Below are 20,887 nucleotides of genomic sequence, written 5' to 3' on the forward strand. Positions count from 1 at the left end.
TCGCAGTCCCTCAAGTCGTGTATCTCAGCACCCATGGCCGCCTCGCACGCTTTGATTTAGCTAAAGTAGATTCAACTAAAGTAGCAAGGTAAGCTTATTGCCTAAAAAACGAAAAGTTGCAACACGAGCCACCGACAAAACCGAGACGGGTCGCTAGCCGCACGGCTCGGCCTCAATCCGTCAAAGGCGAAGTCGTTTCGAGAAGGTGACGAATGATATCGCTCTCGATTTCTGCACAAAGCGCAGTGTATTCGTCCGCCAACGTTCTCGATTGCGGATCGCCGCGTTTCATGAAGCGCTCAAGCGCGAAGCTCGCCTCTTCGTAAGCTTCCAGGAGGTCGTTCAGCGCGGAGGATCGGGACGCGGCAATCTGCAGACGCCCGCGCAGCGCCGGAAGTTTCAGCATGAGTCTCCATAGACCGAGCTGCGCGGCATCGGCGCCGCCGCTGTCGGCCCTGCCCCGTTTTCCCATAGACGCCGCGCCTCCCGACAAAAGCAATGGCGAAGACTATGCGGACCACGGCCCCTCAAGGAAGTACGCAACGGTAAACGCTGCGGGATTTACGCCCAGGCGGCCGCCTTTACGGCTGCGTTGCGCGCAACTTACCGCCCCCGGACGACCGATCATGTTCCGCCGCAGACGCGCGAACGATCCGATATCGAGCGCCGGTGTGCAGCAACCGCCATACAGTATTTTCATTCTAGTCCGCGGGCGCTTTCTCACCCGGAACAATCAGGCCTGCGGCCTCCAGCCCGACAAAAAAACGCTTCCGGTCCTCCGCGCGCGCCAGCCGCCTGACGACCTCCCGCCTGATATTCGGGACGAGTGCCGGCGATCGGGTTTCGATCCAGTCGATCTGTTCCTTTGCGTCAACCGTCTTTCCAAGAGTGCCAAGAATTGAAAGCAGGACAAGGCGGTGCATCGGATTGTAGTCCAGATCCGACATGCGCGCCCATAGTTCCGCCGCCTCGGCATCGCCGCGCATGAAGGCGCAGAGCGCCATGCCGACTTCGTAATATCCGTGCGGGCCGGCATTCCGGCTGACGGCTCGCGAAATAAGCTCGCAGCCCCTGTCCCAGTTTCCCGACATCGACAGGCGCAAGCCGTATTCGCCCGCGACTTCCGTATCGTTTGGATTGCTTGCATAGGCAGCCTCGCCGGCACGCAACGACTCCGTCATGTCATTGGCGAAGAAATGGGCGAGCATCAGCGCCTGCAAAGCCCGCGCATTCGTGGGGTCAAGCCGCACCGCGCGTTCGGCGAGCTCCCTGGCAATGTTTAGCGTATCGGCGGTCGGCTTCGAATTCAGCTGATAGGGAAAGCGGAACTGGTCCAGATAGGTCAGCGAAAGGAAAGCCGCGAGATTGGAATCTCCAGGCCTCTTTTCGGCGGCCTGCTGCAGGCAGGATTGCGCCACCGCATGCGCTTGCGCGGTCATTTCGCTGCGGTAGCTGTAATAGGACAATATGCACGAGAAGGGATCCGTGCGTCCGGCAATATTGGCGGTATTGGTCTTGAACATGACGCCGAACGGACGGGCGACCGCCGTCGCGATATCTTCGGCGAGGCTTGCCTGCGTTTTCAGGACGCCTTGAACCTTCATATCCGCATCGTAATTGTTGGCCCAGATGACCACTCCGTCTGCCCGGCGCACGAGTCTCGCCGTCGAACGCAACGTGTTGCCCTCCAGTCGCACGCTTCCCTGAAGGGCGTAGAGCGGCTCCGAAGAGGCCTCAGCCTCCCTGTTCTGAGGCAGGCGAGCGACCACGACAACGTCCTTGAAGGGGATGAGCCTTTCGATGACATTATCGGTGATGCCCCGGGAAATGTCGGATGCAAGGGCACCCTCGGGAGCGCTGTCGAAAGTTTCGACGACGATGGTCGGGCGATTGGCAGTTGCCAAGGTCTTGTGGCCGGCAGTGAACGGCCCGGCGTAGTAAGATATCGCCACGGCGACGGCAGAGGCAAACACGGCGGTTGCCGCAAGGAGCCATTTTCCAGGCCGTGACAGACGCCATTTCGTCCTGTCCGTGCCGATCATGTCGCCCGTGAGATCGACCTGCGGGCTTGCCTCCGGCGAAGTGGACGACCGGCCGGACTGTTCCGAAGGCCCCGTCTCCACGGTATCGGCATTTTGCCGGATGTCGAACACGGGCACATAACCGCCTCTGGGAACTGTGACGACGATCCGGTCGCCGCTGCCGGCTGTGAGATAGTAATGTTCCAGTTCCCTCCTCAACCGCCCCGCCTCGATGCGAACGCAGGGATCCTGCTGGGCATCGAAATGCGCATCTCTGCCGAAAACCGCCTGCGCGATCGTGAAGGCCTTCAGATATTCCCGCCGGCCGGCAAGCGTTTCGGTCACGATGAATTCGAGGAATCGTCTCGCCCGCTCGGGGAGACGAAACTCCGGGCTGGACAGAATCTGCTCGAGCTGCTGCTCCACCTCCTGCTGGGATGGGATGGCGCCACCAGCCCTGTCAACGCCTGCGTTTGTCATGGGCTTCCCCAAAAGGTCCCGATTGCAAACAACCTGCAGCGTACCGGGCCGGACGATAGACCCGAGCGGGCCCAACGGCAACGCAATTCAGTCGGTATTGCTAATTAAGGCAACTCGAACGAAAGGACTCCCGTCTGCCGGACAGGTCCCGATATGTTCCCGCCCGCGTAGGATACCGTATCCTACCGAAGCGGACGTGTATTTTACTGCCTTCATGCGATCGCGCGCTCTATCATCTCCAGGCATATTGGAGGAGACGGCGATGACATCACCTGAGACGTCCACACCCCAACCCATGACAAGCGCAGAGGATCTGCGCAAACGAGCTCTGGAACTCCAGCTCCTGGAAATGGAGCGCAACGAAAAGATCAAGGCGCGTGAGGCAAAGAAACATGCCGAATTCGTCGAGGACTTTTTCCGCAAACAGATCGGAGAAACGGAGCGGGCCGTCATCAAGCGGCTGGTCATGAAGGCCGCTGCAGAAGGCAAATACGAGGCACTGATCTACAGTTTTCCCTCGACATTCTGCACGGACAGCGGACGCGCCATCAACAACAACCTGCCCGGATGGCAGAAGACGCTGCAGGGAAAGGCAAAAGAACTTCTCGAACTGTTCGAGGAAGTCGCCAAACCGCAAGGCTACGGTCTCAAGGCCATGATCATCAACTTTCCCGATGGCATGCCGGGGGATGTGGGCTTCTTCCTCACCTGGGAACCGCCCGTCGACTGACCGGCACCCGCAGGCATGAGCGAAGGAGTACCGAATTGAAAGCGACGGAGATCGAGCGAAAGTTCCTCGTCCGCAACGACGGATGGCGCGCAAACGCCGGCACGCCGAACGTCCTCCGACAAGCCTATCTTTGCGACGGGGATCAGAACTCCATACGCGTTCGCCTGATTGACGGGCGCTCTGCGCGCCTGACGATCAAAATCCGCAGGCCAGGCCTTGCCCGGGAGGAATTCGAGTATGCGATTCCGGTCGATGAGGCCCGCGACCTGCTGCTGCATGCGGCCGGCCATGTCATTGAAAAGACCCGCTACCGCGTTCTCCATGACGGCAGGAGCTGGGATGTGGATGTCTTTGCCGGCGCCTACGAGGGGCTGACGCTCGCCGAGATCGAAATGGCGAGCGAAGACGAGCAGCCGGACCTGCCGCAATGGCTGGGGCGCGAGGTCACTGGCAAGAGGCGCTATTCGAACCGCGCAATGGCGGCTGCCCTGTGCGCATCGCCGGCGCTGCGGGACGCCGGCGGCTGAAATCCTATTCGCTTACCACGGTCCAGCTGGCATCCGGATTGAAATCCTTGATCGCCGCCGCGCGTGCCTCCGTTTCCGGTCCGAGATCACGCTGGTAGATAACGCTCATGCCATTGACCATGAACGTCTGAACGCCGGTCACTCGATATTTGACCGGCCAGGCGATCAGCGCAAAGCCGCCGGTCATGTAGCCGTTGACGACATAACTTTGCTTGCCGCCGAGCACATTGTCTCCCTGGGATGTCAGAATCCGGTAGCGATAGCCGAAATAGCCCTCGCCACGTTTGGCCGCCCCAAAGGCGGCCGTCTCGACCAGCGCGCTTGCCGGGCTTTCCTCGGGATAGACGTTCGGCTCCCAGTACAGGCCGTCGAGCTTGCCCGGACTGCTGATCAGTTTCCTGGCGAACTCGTAGATGCCGTCGCCGTCGCGATCGGCGGACGCATATTGGTACTGTGCAGCCACATATTCATGCATCGTGTCGATGGTGGCGAGTTCGTTTTCGCCGATGCGGCGATTGACGATCTCTTCGAGGCCGCGCTCGGTGTCAAAGGACCATTTGCCGTCCTTGTCCTCGGTCAGGGGAAAAGGCAGCGGCCAGAGCCGATCTCCGATCGCCACGATCGTTGCGCCGTCGAAATCCCGCAAAACCGCCTGCCGTTCGGCACCCTCGCGGATCAATCCGTAGGCGGTCATCGCCTCGTTGCTGGCACGCAGCCTGTCCGCCCTGAGGCCGAGCAGGGTGGCGAGATCGTCGATATTGCCGGAACCCAGCACCGATTTCAGTTTGTCGAGCGCAAGCTGCGGACTGTCGAATTTCGGTGAGGACGTTGCCGCCCTGTATTCGGCAAGATCGGTCTGCGCTTGCGAAAGCGCCGGCACAACCGGCATTGCACAAAGCACTGCCGCAAACACAAGCGGAATTACCGTCGGTTGACGTCTCATGATGTAACTCCCTGAACTTGAAAAGACCTCATCGCCGTCTGCCGCCACCACCGCGCCCCCCTCCTCCGGACGGGCGCGGCCGGTGCTGGACGGGACGAGCCGACTGGCGATGGGCGCCCATGCTCTGCGCTCCCCGTTTCGAGGCGACAGCCTCACGGCGACCGGACTGGACATTGCCGAGCGCGCTTGGCTGGCGTCCGCGATTGTCCGCTCTGGCGGCCATCTGAGGTTTGCTAGACCGCTTCACGGCGGACTTCTGCGCTGGCTTGGACGGGCGGTTCGCTGCCTTCTGAGGACGCGCCTCGGGCCGGGATGCGGCCGGCCGATTGGCCGCCGTTGGCCTGTTTGCCGCTGTCGGCCTGTTTGCCTGCGGCCTGTCCTTCAGGCCTTGCGCCGTGCTCTTGCGGATGTCGTCCGCGCGCGCCGAATTGGCGCGATTGCCGGGCCTCTGGCTCGCCTGGATATCCTTGGCCCTGTTGCGCAACTGGTTGCGATTGTCGGCCTGCAGGCCGGATTTGATCGCCGACCGGTCCAGCTTCGAAAGCTGGTCCTTGCCGATGCTCAATTTGCTGCGGTCGACATTGCTCCAGTCGACGTCGTTCCACTTCAGCTTTCCGTTGAAATCGCGATCGTTCAGGCAATTGTTGCAGTCGATGTCGATATCGCCGTCCCAGCGGCCGCCCCAGACACCCCAGTCATCCCAGTTGACGATGGCGGCCCAGGCAAGCCCGGTCACAGCAGCGGCAAAGAAGGTTGCGCCGGGGTAATAATAGCTGTCGTAATAATCGGGATAATAGGAGATCGGCTCTGACGCATAACCGGGCTCATAAAGCATTTCCGGCGGATATTGCGGGATATAGATCTTTTCCGGATCGGTCGGCCGGATGATGATGTTGTCGTTCTCGGTGACGACCGTCACCTTGTCGTCCGTCTTGATGATATTCTTTTCCACCGCTTCGTCGCGAAGCTGCTGGATGGCGATCAGGACGTCCTTCTGCTGGTTGGTGAGCGCGTCGGCGAGCGATTGGGTCCAGTCGAGGTCCTCGCTCATCATCTTGACGATATCCGGGTAGTTCAGCAGGGAAACGACGCTGCCGTCCCAATCGCTCTTGGGCTTGAGATCGGAATCCTTCTTTTTCGCCTCCAGGAAGCGCTGTGCCTCAACGACCTGAAGGGGAAAGAGCGATGCCGCTGAAATTGCCGCAACGAGCTCGTCGGGATAGAGCGCGATGCGCGCCACGAGCACTTCGAGCTCGTCATCGGATAGAAGCGTTGCCGCCGGCTCGCCGGCACTCGTCTGTGCGGGTGCCGGTGCCGGTGCCGGAATGGGAACCTGGGCTCGCGCCGGAAGGGCAGGCTGCAATACAATGATTGCCAGCACCGAGAATCCCCCAAGCAGTTTGCGGGAAATTGCTTTCATCACGCATGGACCTCCCTTGGGTCATTGAATGGCAGCTGCGCTCAGGGAGATTTCGGGCCGGTCCGCGGAGACTGCCTGAGCACGACGATTTTCGATTGGGCGATCGCCTCCCCCATCTCTTTCAGCAGTGCGTCGACGAGACCCGCATATTCCAGCTGGCGTGCGTCCCGAATTGCTTCCGGCAACCGCTCGACATGTGCCAGGGCCTCCGCGGCGGCAACCAGATCCTCACACATGCTGTGAAAGGGCTCACTCACATAAAAAAGCCGCTGCACCAGCCGCTTCTGGTCGGGGAAATAGGTCTCTGCCGTCTCAAGGGCGGACAGGAGTGTCGAACCTTGCTCTCCCGACATCATCCCCCCCGTTGTCAAACTGCGCTAAGCAGATGAGGAAATTATATAACAAGCGGATCGGCGGGAGACGTAAAATACGCGATCATACGTTAGCCGGCTTCCAAAACTCACGTGGATTCCGGGTGTAGGGGCTGGAATGGCAGTCCTCTGGCCGGTCCCGCCTCCTTGCCCTGCTACAGAGGCAATCCCGCGCAACGGATATGCCCGCGATAGCGCGATAGAGACTACGCGATGCTACGGGCATCGGAGCCAAAACAAGCCTACTATTCCGCGCTGATAGCGATCGAACGGCTTGTCCGGACCGGCCGGAAGGGCGCGGCTGTGTTTCTCGACGGTTTTACCCTGGGCGTGCTGATCTTTGTCGTCGTCATGCTGTTTTACGCTGCTGATCGAGGCCGCAATCTATCGCGATCGCGGCGGCGGCGTCTGCATCGACGCAAGCGACGGCAAAACGCAATGGGGCTCATGGTGAAAGCATAAGGAGGGAGCGGTGATAGGCAGTCTTCCGATGTTGCGAGGCTTGACCGGTTTCAACAGGAGCTGGCTCCGCAGCGACATCCCCGCGGGGCTGTCGATCGCCGCAGTCGGCCTGCCGAGCGCCATTGCTTATCCCGCTATCGCCGGCCTGCCGCCGGAGACCGGTATCTATGCCAGCATCGTCGCACCGATCGCCTATGCGATTTTCGGGCCGTCACGGCTGCTGATCGTCGGGCCTGACGCTGCGACGATGACCGTGCTTGCGGCCGCGATGGGCGCTATCGTCGCCGCCGATCCTGCCGCCGGCAACGACCGCGTCGCCATCGCGGCCGCTCTCGCCCTCGGGGTCGGCATCTGTTATATCGCCGCAAAATTGCTGAAGCTCGGCGTTCTCGCGAACTTCCTGTCCCGCCCAATTCTGGTCGGCTTCTTCGCCGGCGTCTCGCTCTCGATCCTGGTCGGCCAGATCGGCCGTTTCACAGGCGTGAAGATCGAATCCGACGGACTGGTCCAACCCGTCGTCGAAATCCTTGCCAAAAGCGGCATGATCCACATGCCCTCGCTCATCCTCGGCCTCGCCATGTTCGCCCTGCTCTGGCTCGTCCGGGCCTTTCGCTTCAAGATTCCGGGTCCGGTGCTGGTCGTCGTCGTCTCCGTCGCCCTGTCTGCGATCTTCGACTTTCGGGGCCAGGGCATAGCAGTGGTCGGCGATATCCCGCGCGGGCTTCCCTCGCTCTCCCTGCCCGCTTTCCATCAGATGCCGCTCGACAAGATCGCCGCCGGTTCCGCGGCGATCTTCCTCGTGAGCTTTGGCGCCGGCATCGTAGCGGCACGCAGCTTCGGCTCGCGAACCGGCGAAGAGGTCGATGCCAATCAGGAACTGATCGGGCTCGGCGCCGCCAATATCGCGCCCGGACTCTTCGGTTCGTTTCCGGTCAGCGTATCGGATTCCCGAACGGCCATAAACCTGTCGACGGGGGGCGTTTCGCAGGTTGCAGGATTGGTGTCGGCCGCCGCCCTGGTCGCCGCCCTGGTTTTTCTTCACGCTGCGCTGCGCATCCTTCCGATCCCCGCACTTGCCGCGATCCTGGCAGCGGCGGCCATCAGCCTCATTGACGTCAACGAACTGAAGAAAATCTGGCACATCAGCCGCATGGAATTTCTCTTCGCGCTGATCGCCATGTGGGGCGCAATCAGCTTCGGCGTCCTCAACGGAGTCATCGTCGCGGTTGCGGCAACCTTCGCCTATCTGCTGCGCCAGACGATGTTTCCGCGTGACGGCCTTCTTGGCCGCATCGAAGGGCGACACGGTTTCTTCGACCTTCAACGGTTCCCGGAAGCTCGCCCCGTTGCGCGTGCGGCCGTCTTCGCGATCCAGGGCAACATCCTGTTTTACAACGCCGATTACGTGCGCACGCGGCTCATCTCGACGGCAAGGGCGCTTCCCGCCGAAACCAGATGCCTGGTGCTGGATGCAAGCGCCATCACACATGTCGACAGCACCGGCGCAACCGCCCTCGAGGCCGTTGCCGAGATCCTTGCCAAACGGCATGTCATTTTCGCAATCGCCGATCTCAGCGAAGAAAGCCGCGGCGTGCTCGAACGCGCCGGCGTCATCAAGGCAATCGGCGCCCACAATCTTTTCAACGGCAGAGAGGAAGCCTTGCGGACGCTGATTGGCGATATCGACCAGATCGGCAATGCCGCGCCGGCAAACAATGCATCTGAGTGACAGGAGGAGGCAGAGCCATGGACGAGAATTACGAGCTGAAGCAGGCCGAGGGTGAGGCAAGCCGCGGCGGCAAGGACAAAAAGAAAAAGAAGCCGTGGGATTACGATAAGGAAATCGGGCGGCTGCAGGTGGAGCTTGCCCATCTGCAAGCCTGGGTGAAGAAATCCGGCGCAAGGATCGTCATCGTCTTCGAGGGACGTGACGCCGCCGGAAAGGGCGGCATGATCAAGCGGATAACCGAGAGGGTCAGTCCGCGTGTCTTCCGCGTCGTGGCGCTGCCTGCGCCGACCGAGCGCGAAAAATCGCAGATCTACATGCAGCGCTACATTGCCCACCTGCCGGCTGCCGGCGAAGTCGTGATATTCGACCGCAGCTGGTACAACCGCGCCGGCGTGGACCGCGTCATGGGCTTCTGCAGCGAGAAGAAAGCACAGCGTTTTCTTGAGCTTGCCCCCCGCTTTGAGGCAGCCATCGTCGAAAGCGGCGTCATCCTGCTCAAATACTTCCTGACCGTCAGCGAGGAAGAGCAGGAACGTCGCTTCCGGCGCCGGATCAACGACCCGCTGCGGCAGTGGAAGCTGAGCCCGATGGACGTCGAATCCTACCAGCGCTGGTGGGACTATACGCGTGCCTATGACGAGATGCTGCGGATGACCGACACCAATCACGCTCCGTGGTGGATCGTACCCTCGGACGACAAGAAACGCGCGCGGATCAACTGCATCTCGCACATCCTGCAGTCCATCCCCTACGAGCGGCTGAAATTTGACGAGCCCGATCTCGGCAAACGCCAGAAGCGGCCGGCCGACTTCATGGAGGATCGCAGCATCCGCCACATCGTGCCCGACACAACGCCGTAGGCGGAGCCGCCTGACACATGGCGGATGGCCACATGGAACAGACGACCGAGACACCGGCGCCGAAAACCGAGGCCGGCCAGATTTCGATAGAGGCAAGGGTCAGCGATCTTGTCCGGCTGGGCATTATCGGGCTTTTCGCCTACTGGACCATGGTACTCATTGCGCCATTCGCGCTGATCGTCATCTGGTCGGCGATCCTCACCGTGGCACTGTTTCCGATGTTCGAGGCGCTCTCGCGGCTGATCGGAAACAGGCCGGTTATTGCGGCCGTCATCGTTGTCGTCGGCTGCCTCATCCTTATCATCGCGCCGCTGGCCCTCGTGGCGGTCAATTTTGCCGATGCCGCGCAGACGCTGATCGAAAAGCTGATGGCGGAGAATATTGCACTGCCCGCCGCACCGGCCGCCATCAAGGAGTGGCCGGTCATCGGAGAGCGTATCGACGACGCATGGAACAAGATAGCAGGCGATCTCGCCTCGACCATCATCAAGTTTCAGGCTCCCATTCGCGAGGTCACGGGCGTCGTCGTCACGAAGCTCGCCTCGATCGGCGGCGGCGTGCTGAGCTTTGTCGTCTCCACCATTCTTTCCGGCCTGTTTCTCACACGAGCCACACGTCTGGCGGCGGCGATACAGGTGCTGGCAAGCCGTATTGCCGGCGAAAAAGGTATTGGCTTTGCGCGGCTTGCCGGAGCCACGGTGCGGAATGTCTCGCGCGGCGTCATCGGCGTCGCGTTCCTTCAGACCCTGCTTTGCGGCCTGTGCTTTGCCTTCTTCGACATTCCAGCACGCGGCGCACTGACCTTCGCCGTCTTCATGCTCTGCGTGATGCAGCTGGGACCGGCGCTGGTGCTTCTGCCCATGATCATATGGGCATGGTTCTCCTGGCCGTCTGCCACCGCCTTCCTCTTTACCTGCCTCGCCATACCGATCACGGTCGTCGACAATGTCCTGAAGCCCGTGCTGATGGCACGTGGCCTCTCGACCCCGATGCCCGTCATCCTGATCGGGGTCATCGGCGGCACGCTCTCTCACGGGCTTCTCGGCCTGTTTCTGGGACCCGTGGTCCTCAGCGTCTTTTACGAATTGCTGCGGGCCTGGGCCTGGCCCGGAACGACGGCAAGCGGGAACGATCATCCCGCTGCCGGGTTCGACGGACAGGTTCAGCGGTCGCTACAGTAGACGACAATTTCCCGCTCTATTTCCAGGCAGAGCTGTTCATATTCGGCGATCAGCCTGTCTTCTCGCGGCTGCTGATTTCGGAACCGATCCAGTGCGTCGACGGCAAGGTCGTAGGCCTCAAACATCTCACCCAGCGTCTCGTTCGTCATGCCAACGAGACGATGACGGATATCGGGAAGCCGGAGCATCAATTTCCTTCGCCCACGCTCTCTGCTCATGGCGTAGCTCCGATCATCTGCGCGAACCCGTCAATCATCCAAACTCGACGGAACGCCGTTCGTTCCCGATCCTCATCTCCAATATCATTCGCAGGGACGGCTCGGTCGGATCACGTCGCACGACATTCAATTGCTCGATCCAGGGGGCAAGAGCGACGGGCCGGCGCTCTCGCTGGCATCCAGGCAGCCGATCCGATGCGGGACGTCAGGACTCCCAATCGGCGGAATTCAGGGCTTTGACGGTGACGGCAGCGACGATGCCGGTCAGCACAATGCCTGCAAAGCCGATGACCAACGACAATATCCGCGATGAAACATGTTTGGGGGTAAGATCGCCGTAGCCGATGGTCAGGCCCGTGACGAAAGTGAAATAGAGAGCTTCGTCGATCCGCCAGCCTTCGATGTGCCAGATTACAAGCCCGGATAGGATCATCACAGAGACGATCCCGGACAGGATCGGCCAGATCACACCAATCTGCCTTGCGAGCGCGACGAAGAACAGACGCCGCATTTGCCTGTGGGTCAATTTATGGCCAGATTTCATCGGCACGTTTTCGACCTTCCCAGGTTCAGGTCGGCCTGACCCTCTGCGCAATCTGCCTCACAGGGCCCGCTCGGGCAAAACATATAGGGTCGTGGCAAAGATCATATAGACCATCAGCACCAGCATGCCGACGAACCATGCCGAACGCCCGCTATTGGTGACGAACATCGCCGTAATGGTCGCCAGGAAAACCATGACCACGACGCCCGGCGAAAACTGCAGATCCATGGGTGTCGGACCGATCACATAGCTCAACAAGACCAGCACGGGAGCGACGAACAACGCGATCTGCGATGCGCTTCCGAGCGCAATGCCCACGCTCAGGTCGAGGCGGTTCTTGCGCGCACCGGAGAAGGCGGAAGCCATTTCGGCCGCGCCGCCAACCAGCGCGACGACGATGAAGCCGACAAAGGCGGGCGTCATCCCGAAGACTTCGGCCGCCTCCTGCACGGACTCGACGAAGATCTCGCTGACCAGCGCGACAAGTATCGTAACGCCGGCAAGTGTGGATAAAGCCATGCCGATCGGCCACGGCTGTTCGTCCGCCTCAGCGTGCTCGGCTGCGGCAAAGAACTCGCGATGCGTCTTGAGCGTGAACAACAGCCCCAGCCCGTAGCCGACGATCAGCAGGATCGCCAGGCCGAAGCTGAGTTTCTGGATGACTGCGCTCGCCGACGTTGAATCCATCGAGGCGACCGCCGACGGCATCAGCAGGCCGATCGTCGCGAGGAAGAGCAGGCCTGCCTGAAGGCGCGCATTGGCCCGGTTGAATTCCTGACTGTGATATTTGAGGCCGCCGAGGAGAAACGATGCCCCCAGCATGAACAGCGTATTCGTGACGATCGCGCCGGCAACGGACGATTTTACCAAAGTATATTGTCCGGCATGCAGGGCGGTCAGCGCTATCACCAGTTCCGTCAGGTTCCCGAGCGTGGCGTTGAGCAAACCGCCGGCAGCATCGCCCGTTTTTGCCGCAACGGATTCGGTCGCGTGGCTGAGGAGGCCGGCCAAGGGTATCACGGCAAGCACCGACAGAATGAAGAGCACCGTATGCGCCTCGGGGGCAACGCGCGCGGCGACGAAGACCACCGGCACTGCGACAAGCAGCCAGAGCATGGGGTTGTCACGAATCTCTTTCCAAAGGAGGCTCAACCCTCGCTCCCGTCCGGCGCCTGAATCCGCAGCCTGTTGCCTCATCACGCGGCGGGCTTGTTGTGATAGGTCCTGATGTGCCCGGGCAGGTTTTCGGCCCGGTTCATGCGCCTGAATTCGTTGCGGGTCTCCTGGGCGCCGACGGGCGTCACGATCGACGCAGCGGCTGCAACAGCGATTGCAGGGGCAAACGTCGTCATCTTCCGGCTCCCTCGAACAACCTGCCGCCAGCGAATATCAGAGTAGCGCAACAAGGAGCCGGAGGCATTGAGACGGATCAATGGAAATGCGGCCGACCGGGCGTGCCCGCTTGGCAGGCCTTCGCTGGTCGGCTTGTAGAAAAAGACCAATAGAGTCTACGCGATACTACATCGATGCCCGGTCCAAAGGTGGTAGATTCTCGTCATTGTCGAGAGAAAAGGGCAGTCGAAACACCAACATCTCTCAAGTGGCGGAGAAGGCCATCATGTCCACCAGGATGGAGACGCCGCATATTGCCGAATACAGTTCCGTGATCTCCGGCCTGGGGAGGCGGACCTCGCTCATCGGATCGCCATCGGCACGCCGCAAACCGGCACACGCGTTGTCCGAAGAGAACTGGCCAGAGACAAGCTGGATGCGACAACTCTATCGGCACATGCCGGATGCAGTGTTCATCATGACCGAAAACAACAGAATTTCGGCCTGCAACAGAGCTGCCGTGGCCTTGTTCGGCTATGAAGAAAACGAATTGCTTGACCATAAGATCGACACCGTCTGGTCCTCGACGCCGGATGTTCAGCTCAAGGCACGTTGGGCGGACCAGGGCGCGGTTCGGGCCGGCCTCGCAACGACCAAGAGCGGCGTTCGATTTCCAGCTGCCCTGACAATCATCCACAAACCCGGCGAAAGGGAAGGCTTTACGGCGGCGATCTTCGAGGACTTTCGGACAGAACGCGAAACATTGAGTCAAATTCGGGAGCTGCAATGCGAATTGGCACATCTCGCAAGAATAGCGGCGCTCGGGGAGATGACTGCGACACTGGCTCATGAACTGTCCCAGCCGCTATCCTCCATCGTCGCTTACTCCGAAGGCTGCGGCCGCCTTATGACCGATGATCGCCGTCGGCACGACGAGAAGCTTCGTGAGGCCTTGTCCGAAATTGCGCAGCATGCCTTGTGGGCGGGAGCGCTCGTCCGGAACATCCGGGAATTCGCAAAGCGCGGCGCCGGCGACAGGCAGCTGGAGGCGGTTCACGCGTTGGTCCGCGAAGCGGTGGCGCTTTCCCTCGCCGGATCATCCCGGAAAAACGCCTGCCCCGATCTGCAGCTCACAGCAGAGCGTGACACCGTGCTCGCAGACCGCGTTCAGATTGTCCAAGTCCTGACGAACCTTTTCCGCAACGCCATGGAGGCAACCGACGGTGTCGAGCAGCCAGCTATCGTGATCCGCACCAGAACCGACGATTTCTCGCATCTGGTTGTCGAAGTGTCGGACAACGGCTGCGGAATTGCTGCCGACATCGAGGAGGCGCTGTTTCGCCCCTTCGTAACCAGCAAGCCACACGGCCTCGGCATGGGTCTGGCACTGTCCAAGCGCATCATCGAAGCGCATGGCGGTCGCATAGCTGCGCATAAGGCAATACAGGGCGGCTCAATCCTCTCCTTTTCACTTCCGCTGGCGGAGGCCACAATCAATGGCGAACGACCTTACGATCCATCTCGTCGATGACGAAGAGTCGCTCCGTCGATCTCTGACGTTTCTGCTCGTATCGGCGGGTTTTGCCGTTCGTGCCCACAGCTGCGCGAAGGCCTTTCTGGAACTCCTGCCACTTTCGGGCCGAACCTGTCTTGTCACGGACTTGTGCATGCCCGATATCGACGGCATCGAATTGCTTCGGCGGCTGAGGCGTCTCAACCCGGCCGTGCCCGCGATCGTCATCACCGGCCAGGGCGATATAGCCGCGGCCGTTCAGGCGATGAAGGCCGGAGCATCTGATTTTCTGGAAAAACCGCTGAAGGAAGCAGCGCTGATCTCGGCCATCAAAGCAGCGATGGAACACGGGCGGATCGACAGGCCCAGCACCGATTGCGAGCATGTCGCGGCCCGGCTTCGTCAGCTCACGGAGCGCGAACGCCAGGTTCTGACCGGCGTTCTCGAGGGCCTGCAGAACAAGATGATCGCCTATCATCTCGGCATCAGCGCCCGTACGGTAGAGGTCCACCGCGCCAACGTCATGGCCAAGATGGGTGCGCGAAATCTGGCCGAGCTCATGCGAATGACCATCGCCATCGACGTGACTGCGCAACCGCTTGAGCCTGCGAATACGTCGCCTGCCAATGTATGGCCAGCCTATATTTGACATACCTAAAGCAAGCCTTGCAACCACCGGCTTGTGGGATATGATGTGTTAGGACTAGCTTAAATAATTGCGTGATCTTGTCGTAGGGACGATTATGAGAAGCGCAAATATCAATGTTTTCAATAGTTTTGGACCGACGGCAGATGAAATTTGCCGGCAGGTTGAACGGATTCTCGGCAGCGAGGAGTTCCATGCGCCCAAGCGCGGGCGGAACTTCCTGGAGTTTGTCGTCAATGAGACGCTTGCCGGCCGTTCCGATTTCCTGAAGGCTTTCACGATCGCAAATATCGTTTTCGGCCGGGAAGCGTCGTTCGATCCGCAAAACGATCCGGTCGTGCGGATCGAGGCCGGCCGGATAAGAAAGGCGCTCGAGCGCTACTATCTCGTCGCGGGCCAGGCGGATATGGTCATCATCACCGTCCCCAAGGGTGGCTATGTGCCGCATTTCGAATATGCCCGAGATCTGCCGCCTCCGCTGGCAGCGATTGGCGAGGAAACATCGCGGGCGACGGAACCGGCGCATCGAGACCGCCCGCTTGCTGCGCGAGCGTGGCGCCCGGTGCGGCTGAGTCTTCTCGGCCTGGGCATCGGCGTGATAGCCGTTCTTGCATTTGCGCTCTCTGCCGAACGAGATGGACCGACCGGTCCATTGCCGGCAGCAGCTTCCCTGCCGAAAGTTATCGTCGAATTTTTTTCCGAGAGCGACCTCGCCGATACCGGCTTGGATATAGCTCGTGGTGTGCGCGACGACGTTATCGGTCAACTTGCCCAGTCCGACGACATTGTCGTGGTCGCCGATCCGCTGCACACCGGGGCCGGGGGCGACCTGGTGTTGCAGGGAAATGTCCAGCTCGACGGCAGCAGACTGCGCACCGCAGCCAGGCTTGTACGCCAGTCGGACGGGGTTATCGTCTGGGCCAACAATTTCGATGCCGATCTCAGCGCCGAGAACAAGCTTGCGATCCAGGGCAATATCGCCAGGCAAATCGCCAATGCGATCACGCAACCCCATGGCGCCATCTTTCAGATCGACACGGATACAGCCGCCGAACCTGCACGGACAGGCGATCAGGGCGCCTATGCCTGCACGCTCGCCTATTACAGCTACCGCCAGAGCATGACCACGCAAAGCCACGGCGCCGTGCGCGAATGCCTGCAGCAGGCGACCCGGCGTTTTCCCGACAACGCCCTGTCCTGGGCTCTGTTGTCCGTGGTTTACCTCGATGAGCTGCGGTTTCGCCATAAGCTTGGCACCGCCCCTTCGGCCCCGTCGCTCGAACAGGCAACGGCGGCGGTACAGCGGGCGGCAGGGCTTGCGCCGGGCAATCCCCGCGTATTGCAGGCCCTGATGATGGTAAGCTTCTACAGAGGGGATATCGACAAGGCTCTGAAGGCCGGAGCTGCAGCCTATGCGGCAAATCCCGATGATGTGGAAGTCGCCGGTGAATATGGCTTCCGGTTGGCAATGTCGGGAAAATGGCAATCCGGCTGCGAACTGCTGTCGATCGCGTTGAACAGGGGTATCGGCCCCGAGGGTTATTACGAGGTCGGCATGGCGCTATGTGCGTTCATGAAGGGAAATGTCGAAGAGGCGGAGCGGTGGTCGCGAAAATCCGATCTCGACTCCAACCCGATGCACCGCCTTGTGCTGATGTCTATCCTCGGATCAGCTGGAAAGACGGACGAAGCCAGGCGGGAAGAGGATTGGCTGAGCCTCCACGCGCCGGCACTGTTGGCCAATGTCCGCAAGGAAGTCGCTCTGCGCCTGCAGCGGCAGGAGGATCAGGAGCGCTTCCTGAACGGGCTGCGCGCCTCTGGCCTGGCCATTGCGGCAAGATAGACCGCTATGGCTCGGAGCCTGTGCCGTTCAGTTTGCGGTTATTCGCTATCTCCATCGCGATTTGGGTGGCGATCTCCTCTTCGACATCGAGCATGGCCTGACCGCGCAGGTCGCGATCATATTGGTTTGCCCAGATAACCGTACCATCGGCGCCGCTTATCAGGCGGACATGCAGATGGAGGACCGTACCTTCGGTCAGCGCACTCCCCTGAAGGCTGTATTGCATGCCGGTCGTAGCGGTGTCGAATCGACCCGGTGCAAGCACGACGAAGCGCTCTGCCTTCATGAGCTTCGCGATCAACTGATCGACCAGCCCTTTAGCGAAGTCCGACCCTTCTGCGGCGCCACCAAGAGCCGCGAAGGGTTCCACGATAACCTTGGGTCTGTTCTGAGAAGTCGCGGTGGCCGGGGGTGGCGGGGGCTTTGGCGGCGAGAGATAGGTCTCGAGCGGACGAATGAGAGCAAGGACAGCTATGGTGCCGAACAGCGCAGGCAGGCCGATCGGCAGCAGAAGATTGCGCCAGCTGATCGCGCGTTCGGCATTGCGCCGCTGATTTGCAGAATCCCGCAAATTTGCCGCTTCGTCCCCATTCGGGCTGCCCTCAAAATCTGAGAAATGCGGCGAGTATCTCCCCTTGGGAATAGTGATGCGAATAGGATCGCAGCTTCCGCTGACGAGGTAGTAGCGTTCGAGCGCACGACGGATGCGCCCCGCCTCGATACGGACAACCGGATCATTCTGGGCATCGAACGAGGTGTCGCGCCCGAAAACCGCCTGGGCGATCGTATAGGCCTTGAGCCGCTCGCTGCGACCTTCCAGTGTTTCCTCGACGATATATTGCAGGAAGCGCCGTCCACGTTCAGGAGCAAGGAATTCCGGGCTCGTCAGAATACGCTCGAGTTGTATGCGCACGTCAGCGGGGTTTTGGAGTGCCCGGCTTTCCCCTTCCTCTTCCGATGCCATCGAGACCTCCCCGATATTTTCGTATCGCTCTCAACAAGGGGCATAGGCTTATACACCCGCCCGTGGTTCCGGGCTTCAGTAGCAATACGTAAGGGGTATCTCGAATACCGCGGCAAGCAACGATTGCATATGCTGCGACGCGGATGGGGGCGACGCCAATGCTTCAAGACCACGCGATTGTAAAACACACGACAGCGCCGGGGCACCGCCATCGGGCTGTCGGACAAACGGTAAGGGATCAATCGATCAGGCTCAAGGCCGACGAAACAATCTACAGCGAAGGCGAACATGCGCTTGCAATCTACCAGGTCGAGGCAGGCGCGGTGCGGATCTACCGCCTGACTACCAGCGGCCAGAGATACATCTTGTCCTTTTGCGGCAAGGGCGAATGGTTCGGCCTGGAAACAGGTAATATTCGCACCGATTTTGCCGAAGCCGTCTGCGAAACGTCCATCAGACCCTTTCGGGCCAACCAAAACGCGACCGTCCCCGTAGACCTTCTCCACATCGCGCTCATGAACCTTGCAAAGGCCCAGCATAAACAGCTCGTCATCACCGAGCAAAGCGCGCTGAAGCGGGTTGCGGCTTTCGTCTGCGAAATGGCAGAGCGTCATCCGGAAGATGCTGAATTCGATATGATGATGTCGCGCAGCGATATTGCCGACTATCTCGGTCTGACTGTCGAAACTGTTGCCCGTTGTTTCACGAAGCTCCGCGAAAAACGTATCCTTCGGCTGAACGGCAGGCTGCAACGCAGCGTTCGCCTCCTTGACCGCAACGGACTGATGGCCCTGACCGTCCAGAGTAGTTCCAGCAAGAATGTGAAACGGTTTTGCGTCCGGAATTACCTGGAAACAAAGGGATAGAGCATTTCGGGCGATTCGATCCCCGCCGGAAATGCTCCAATGCCCCCTCATTTCGAAGGTCAACTTCAGGAAGGAACGGAACGATGGCCCGGATATACCGCCAGAGACCACGCGGATACGCAAAAACATTCCTCGCAGGCCTGGTGTTGCTCGCCGGCTTCCCCTTTCCTGCCGTTCAGGCGCAGGATGATCCATTCAACCAGTTTCCCCTGGTCATCCAGTGCAAATACAACCAAACCTATAACGTCTTTTACCTGTCGCGGATCTCGCAGGACGGGGTGGCGACCTATGTGGCTTCAGACCGTATAGGGGGCACAATCACGCTGGACGGCCGAGCGAAAGCAATCGGCGATACGGGCGGCGGCAGTTGTGTCGGCAAGACTTTGGCCGAACTGCGCGAATCCGGCCAAGCGCGCGATTGGGCGCGTTAGCGTCTTTCGTCTGCTCTGACGGCATTCCGCATTATTGGTCCTTGCATCGGGGATTGCCCGGTTCGCTTGCGCATTCTTCAAGGTTCTGGCGAGCTTCGCGGGAAATTTACCCACTGGAAAGCCATCACCTCGTCCCTGGCGGTCTGGGCGACGTAAACGGCACCATGCTCGGAAAGCGTTAGTGCTGGCATGCGCACCAACCTTCTTCCGAGTTCAAACCGAGAATGCGTTTGACCATCACGCACCCCCGTTTGTCGACAGGTTCATTCCCGGTTGCGTAAACTCCCTCGCGCACATCCAATTCCTTTCAGACGCGACGGAACTCCATTCCGGTCCTCCCGACAGGAAGTCCCGTCGGCAGGTCCGAACCGAACTCATACAAACTGGAAGTCCGACGACTGCAGGCTCGACACAGTCACGTTCTTCAGTGTGATAGTATTGTCCGCATCTGCGGTAATGATTGTGTCGCTGCCCGACAGGATTGATGAGGCGAGCAGCGATGCCCAGTCGGCAAAGATCGTGTGATCGATCCTGATCGTATCATGGGCCCCGCCAGCCACCTCGAAAGACATGATCGTGTCGTGCCCCCAATTCGGCTCGTAGACGAAAAAGTCCGCGGCTATTCCACCAATAAGGACGTCGTCTCCGGCGCCACCTGTCAGCGTATTCGACCCCGCGAGATTGCCCACAATCCGATTGTCGAGCGCATTGCCTATTCCGACAAAGGCTTCGAAGCCGGTGGCACCCGAGCTCAAGTTTTCGATGTTGTCTCCCAACGTATAGCTGGCGAGGGACGTCTGCACCTGGTCGATCCCTTCGCCGGCATTTTCGATGACGGCGTCCCCGGCATTGTCGACGACGTAATAGTCGTTGCCCTTGCCGCCGATCAGCGTATCGCTACCGTCTCCACCACTCAGCGTATCGTTGCCGACACCTCCTGTGATCGTATTGGAAAGCGCGTTGCCGATGCCATTAAAGCCACCGCTGCCGGTGTAGACGAGGTTTTCGACATTGGCAGCAAGTGTCAGGCGATCGAGCCCGGTCTTGACCGTATCGGTGCCTGCACCGGCACTTTCGGTAACGACGTCGCCGGCGACATCCACGATATAGGTATCGTCACCCGCTCCACCGATCAGCGTATCGGCACCGGCTCCGCCGTTCAGCGTGTCGTTGCCGTCGCCACCCGACAGCCGGTCGGCCGCAGCACCGCCGGTAATCGTGTTGGCAAGGTCGTTGCCCGTTCCGGTGAAGGCCACCGTGCCCGTATAGGTCAGGTTCTCGACATTGTCGGCAAGCGTATAGGTCGCCGACCCAGCCTTCACCGTATCGATCCCCGCATCGGCACCTTCGGTGACGAGGTCACCGGCATTGTCAACGATATAGGTGTCGTTGCCCGCCCCACCGATCAGCGTATCGGCGCCGGCGCCGCCATTCAGCGTGTCGTTGCCGGCGCCGCCGGTGATCACATTCGCCGCAGCGTTGCCGGTGCCCGTGAAGGCAGCCGAACCGGTGTAGGTCAGGTTCTCGATATTGGCGAGGGCCGCGATCGAATAGGTCGCAAGCGCAGTCTTCACCGTATCCGTGCCCGCAGCTGCTACCTCCGTGACCACGTCGCCGGCGGCATCCACAACATAGGTGTCGTTGCCGGCACCGCCGATCAGCGTATCGTTACCCGCTCCGCCGTCCAGCGTGTCGTTGCCGGCACCGCCGATGATCGTGTTGACCAGGGCATTGCCCGTCCCGGCAAAATCGCCGGTGCCGGTGAAGGTCAGGTTCTCGACATTGGCGATGTTGGTCAGCGCATAG

22 protein-coding genes are annotated in these 20,887 nt (G+C 60.4%); 11 read left to right on the top strand and 11 right to left on the bottom strand.

Annotated features, from left to right (window positions below; genetic code table 11):
• Positions 1-172 precede the first annotated feature (172 nt).
• Positions 173-406, bottom strand: a complete 234-nt coding sequence (locus ACFPWW_RS08695) for a hypothetical protein (protein WP_377311388.1) — start codon at positions 404-406, stop codon at positions 173-175.
• Between the two features lie 295 nt (positions 407-701).
• The gene (locus ACFPWW_RS08700) at positions 702-2,501 is read right to left on the bottom strand and encodes a hypothetical protein (RefSeq protein ID WP_377311389.1); all 1,800 of its coding nucleotides are present in this window, start codon (positions 2,499-2,501) and stop codon (positions 702-704) included.
• A gap of 262 nt (positions 2,502-2,763) precedes the next feature.
• On the opposite strand from ACFPWW_RS08700, the gene ACFPWW_RS08705 reads away from it, so the two are divergent.
• Both ACFPWW_RS08705 and ACFPWW_RS08710 read left to right on the top strand, forming a co-directional pair.
• Positions 2,764-3,231 carry a hypothetical protein gene (locus ACFPWW_RS08705; protein ID WP_112563107.1) on the top strand — a complete coding sequence of 156 codons (468 nt, stop codon included), beginning with the start codon at positions 2,764-2,766 and terminating at the stop codon, positions 3,229-3,231.
• A 35-nt stretch (positions 3,232-3,266) separates the two neighbouring features.
• Positions 3,267-3,758 carry a CYTH domain-containing protein gene (locus ACFPWW_RS08710; RefSeq protein ID WP_377311390.1) on the top strand — a complete coding sequence of 164 codons (492 nt, stop codon included), beginning with the start codon at positions 3,267-3,269 and terminating at the stop codon, positions 3,756-3,758.
• 4 nt (positions 3,759-3,762) lie between these two features.
• Here the strand turns inward: ACFPWW_RS08710 and ACFPWW_RS08715 are convergent, their stop codons facing one another.
• Genes ACFPWW_RS08715 through ACFPWW_RS08725 form a run of 3 tightly spaced genes read right to left on the bottom strand, consistent with a single transcriptional unit; the run spans position 3,763 to position 6,477 of the window.
• Positions 3,763-4,701, bottom strand: a complete 939-nt coding sequence (locus tag ACFPWW_RS08715) for a DUF2950 family protein (protein ID WP_377311391.1) — start codon at positions 4,699-4,701, stop codon at positions 3,763-3,765.
• Between the two features lie 28 nt (positions 4,702-4,729).
• A complete protein-coding gene (locus ACFPWW_RS08720; protein WP_377311410.1) occupies positions 4,730-6,121 on the bottom strand; it encodes a DUF3300 domain-containing protein in 1,392 nt (463 codons plus the stop codon).
• Between the two features lie 41 nt (positions 6,122-6,162).
• Complete coding sequence (locus ACFPWW_RS08725; RefSeq protein WP_377311392.1) at positions 6,163-6,477, bottom strand: hypothetical protein; 315 nt, start codon at positions 6,475-6,477, stop codon at positions 6,163-6,165.
• Between the two features lie 228 nt (positions 6,478-6,705).
• Between ACFPWW_RS08725 and ACFPWW_RS08730 the strand changes: the two genes are divergently transcribed.
• The 4 genes from ACFPWW_RS08730 to ACFPWW_RS08745 are packed head-to-tail and all read left to right on the top strand — an operon-like array spanning position 6,706 to position 10,724.
• A complete protein-coding gene (locus ACFPWW_RS08730) occupies positions 6,706-6,954 on the top strand; it encodes a hypothetical protein (protein WP_377311393.1) in 249 nt (82 codons plus the stop codon).
• Between the two features lie 10 nt (positions 6,955-6,964).
• Positions 6,965-8,683, top strand: coding sequence for a SulP family inorganic anion transporter (locus ACFPWW_RS08735; RefSeq protein WP_377311394.1), 1,719 nt, complete (start codon positions 6,965-6,967; stop codon positions 8,681-8,683).
• 17 nt (positions 8,684-8,700) lie between these two features.
• Complete coding sequence (ppk2, locus tag ACFPWW_RS08740) at positions 8,701-9,543, top strand: polyphosphate kinase 2 (RefSeq protein WP_377311395.1); 843 nt, start codon at positions 8,701-8,703, stop codon at positions 9,541-9,543.
• A gap of 32 nt (positions 9,544-9,575) precedes the next feature.
• The gene (locus ACFPWW_RS08745) at positions 9,576-10,724 is read left to right on the top strand and encodes an AI-2E family transporter (RefSeq protein WP_377311396.1); all 1,149 of its coding nucleotides are present in this window, start codon (positions 9,576-9,578) and stop codon (positions 10,722-10,724) included.
• Here ACFPWW_RS08745 and ACFPWW_RS08750 read toward each other — a convergent pair.
• The 4 genes from ACFPWW_RS08750 to ACFPWW_RS08765 all read right to left on the bottom strand — a co-directional run bounded on the left by ACFPWW_RS08750 (position 10,706) and on the right by ACFPWW_RS08765 (position 12,838).
• Positions 10,706-10,942, bottom strand: a complete 237-nt coding sequence (locus ACFPWW_RS08750) for a hypothetical protein (RefSeq protein ID WP_377311397.1) — start codon at positions 10,940-10,942, stop codon at positions 10,706-10,708. The two genes, ACFPWW_RS08745 and ACFPWW_RS08750, sit on opposite strands and share 19 nt — an antisense overlap.
• Positions 10,943-11,147: 205 nt before the next feature.
• On the bottom strand, positions 11,148-11,453 hold the full coding sequence (locus ACFPWW_RS08755; protein ID WP_377311411.1) for a potassium channel family protein: 306 nt from the start codon (positions 11,451-11,453) through the stop codon (positions 11,148-11,150).
• A 90-nt stretch (positions 11,454-11,543) separates the two neighbouring features.
• The gene (cax, locus tag ACFPWW_RS08760) at positions 11,544-12,638 is read right to left on the bottom strand and encodes a calcium/proton exchanger (RefSeq protein WP_377311398.1); all 1,095 of its coding nucleotides are present in this window, start codon (positions 12,636-12,638) and stop codon (positions 11,544-11,546) included.
• 44 nt (positions 12,639-12,682) lie between these two features.
• The gene (locus ACFPWW_RS08765) at positions 12,683-12,838 is read right to left on the bottom strand and encodes a hypothetical protein (protein WP_377311399.1); all 156 of its coding nucleotides are present in this window, start codon (positions 12,836-12,838) and stop codon (positions 12,683-12,685) included.
• A gap of 266 nt (positions 12,839-13,104) precedes the next feature.
• On the opposite strand from ACFPWW_RS08765, the gene ACFPWW_RS08770 reads away from it, so the two are divergent.
• The 3 genes from ACFPWW_RS08770 to ACFPWW_RS08780 all read left to right on the top strand — a co-directional run bounded on the left by ACFPWW_RS08770 (position 13,105) and on the right by ACFPWW_RS08780 (position 16,820).
• The gene (locus ACFPWW_RS08770) at positions 13,105-14,349 is read left to right on the top strand and encodes an ATP-binding protein (RefSeq protein WP_377311400.1); all 1,245 of its coding nucleotides are present in this window, start codon (positions 13,105-13,107) and stop codon (positions 14,347-14,349) included.
• Entirely contained in the window at positions 14,315-14,980 is a 666-nt protein-coding gene (gene fixJ / locus ACFPWW_RS08775) for a response regulator FixJ (RefSeq protein ID WP_377311401.1), read from the top strand. The genes ACFPWW_RS08770 and fixJ overlap by 35 nt, the downstream gene beginning before the upstream one ends.
• Before the next feature lie 94 nt (positions 14,981-15,074).
• Positions 15,075-16,820 (top strand): hypothetical protein, encoded by a 1,746-nt coding sequence (locus tag ACFPWW_RS08780; protein WP_377311402.1) that lies wholly within the window; start codon positions 15,075-15,077, stop codon positions 16,818-16,820.
• A 4-nt stretch (positions 16,821-16,824) separates the two neighbouring features.
• On the opposite strand, the gene ACFPWW_RS08785 is transcribed toward ACFPWW_RS08780, so the two are convergent.
• Positions 16,825-17,784, bottom strand: a complete 960-nt coding sequence (locus ACFPWW_RS08785; protein ID WP_377311403.1) for a hypothetical protein — start codon at positions 17,782-17,784, stop codon at positions 16,825-16,827.
• 158 nt (positions 17,785-17,942) lie between these two features.
• Between ACFPWW_RS08785 and ACFPWW_RS08790 the strand changes: the two genes are divergently transcribed.
• Together ACFPWW_RS08790 and ACFPWW_RS08795 are read left to right on the top strand one after the other, a co-directional pair.
• Positions 17,943-18,650, top strand: a complete 708-nt coding sequence (locus tag ACFPWW_RS08790; RefSeq protein WP_377311404.1) for a helix-turn-helix domain-containing protein — start codon at positions 17,943-17,945, stop codon at positions 18,648-18,650.
• A gap of 83 nt (positions 18,651-18,733) precedes the next feature.
• Complete coding sequence (locus tag ACFPWW_RS08795; RefSeq protein WP_377311405.1) at positions 18,734-19,081, top strand: hypothetical protein; 348 nt, start codon at positions 18,734-18,736, stop codon at positions 19,079-19,081.
• Positions 19,082-19,455: 374 nt separating this feature from the next.
• On the opposite strand, the gene ACFPWW_RS08800 is transcribed toward ACFPWW_RS08795, so the two are convergent.
• Positions 19,456-20,887 (bottom strand): calcium-binding protein (locus ACFPWW_RS08800; protein WP_417715075.1); only part of this gene is annotated, 1,432 nt, incomplete at its 5' end.

Source organism: Rhizobium sp. GCM10022189 (assembly GCF_042656325.1).
Classification (GTDB): domain Bacteria; phylum Pseudomonadota; class Alphaproteobacteria; order Rhizobiales; family Rhizobiaceae; genus Rhizobium.

What these genes read in the sequence shown, in the direction of transcription:
- ACFPWW_RS08695 (WP_377311388.1), bottom strand. Translation starts at nt 406, where the DNA reads ATGCTGAAACTTCCGGCGCTGCGCGGGCGTCTGCAGATTGCCGCGTCC.
- ACFPWW_RS08700 (WP_377311389.1), bottom strand. Translation starts at nt 2,501, where the DNA reads ATGACAAACGCAGGCGTTGACAGGGCTGGTGGCGCCATCCCATCCCAG.
- ACFPWW_RS08705 (WP_112563107.1), top strand. Translation starts at nt 2,764, where the DNA reads ATGACATCACCTGAGACGTCCACACCCCAACCCATGACAAGCGCAGAG.
- ACFPWW_RS08715 (WP_377311391.1), bottom strand. Translation starts at nt 4,701, where the DNA reads ATGAGACGTCAACCGACGGTAATTCCGCTTGTGTTTGCGGCAGTGCTT.
- ACFPWW_RS08720 (WP_377311410.1), bottom strand. Translation starts at nt 6,121, where the DNA reads ATGAAAGCAATTTCCCGCAAACTGCTTGGGGGATTCTCGGTGCTGGCA.
- ACFPWW_RS08725 (WP_377311392.1), bottom strand. Translation starts at nt 6,477, where the DNA reads ATGATGTCGGGAGAGCAAGGTTCGACACTCCTGTCCGCCCTTGAGACG.
- ACFPWW_RS08730 (WP_377311393.1), top strand. Translation starts at nt 6,706, where the DNA reads ATGCTACGGGCATCGGAGCCAAAACAAGCCTACTATTCCGCGCTGATA.
- ppk2 (WP_377311395.1), top strand. Translation starts at nt 8,701, where the DNA reads ATGGACGAGAATTACGAGCTGAAGCAGGCCGAGGGTGAGGCAAGCCGC.
- ACFPWW_RS08745 (WP_377311396.1), top strand. Translation starts at nt 9,576, where the DNA reads ATGGAACAGACGACCGAGACACCGGCGCCGAAAACCGAGGCCGGCCAG.
- ACFPWW_RS08750 (WP_377311397.1), bottom strand. Translation starts at nt 10,942, where the DNA reads ATGAGCAGAGAGCGTGGGCGAAGGAAATTGATGCTCCGGCTTCCCGAT.
- ACFPWW_RS08755 (WP_377311411.1), bottom strand. Translation starts at nt 11,453, where the DNA reads ATGCGGCGTCTGTTCTTCGTCGCGCTCGCAAGGCAGATTGGTGTGATC.
- ACFPWW_RS08765 (WP_377311399.1), bottom strand. Translation starts at nt 12,838, where the DNA reads ATGACGACGTTTGCCCCTGCAATCGCTGTTGCAGCCGCTGCGTCGATC.
- ACFPWW_RS08770 (WP_377311400.1), top strand. Translation starts at nt 13,105, where the DNA reads ATGTCCACCAGGATGGAGACGCCGCATATTGCCGAATACAGTTCCGTG.
- fixJ (WP_377311401.1), top strand. Translation starts at nt 14,315, where the DNA reads ATGGCGAACGACCTTACGATCCATCTCGTCGATGACGAAGAGTCGCTC.
- ACFPWW_RS08780 (WP_377311402.1), top strand. Translation starts at nt 15,075, where the DNA reads ATGAGAAGCGCAAATATCAATGTTTTCAATAGTTTTGGACCGACGGCA.
- ACFPWW_RS08785 (WP_377311403.1), bottom strand. Translation starts at nt 17,784, where the DNA reads ATGGCATCGGAAGAGGAAGGGGAAAGCCGGGCACTCCAAAACCCCGCT.
- ACFPWW_RS08790 (WP_377311404.1), top strand. Translation starts at nt 17,943, where the DNA reads ATGCTTCAAGACCACGCGATTGTAAAACACACGACAGCGCCGGGGCAC.
- ACFPWW_RS08795 (WP_377311405.1), top strand. Translation starts at nt 18,734, where the DNA reads ATGGCCCGGATATACCGCCAGAGACCACGCGGATACGCAAAAACATTC.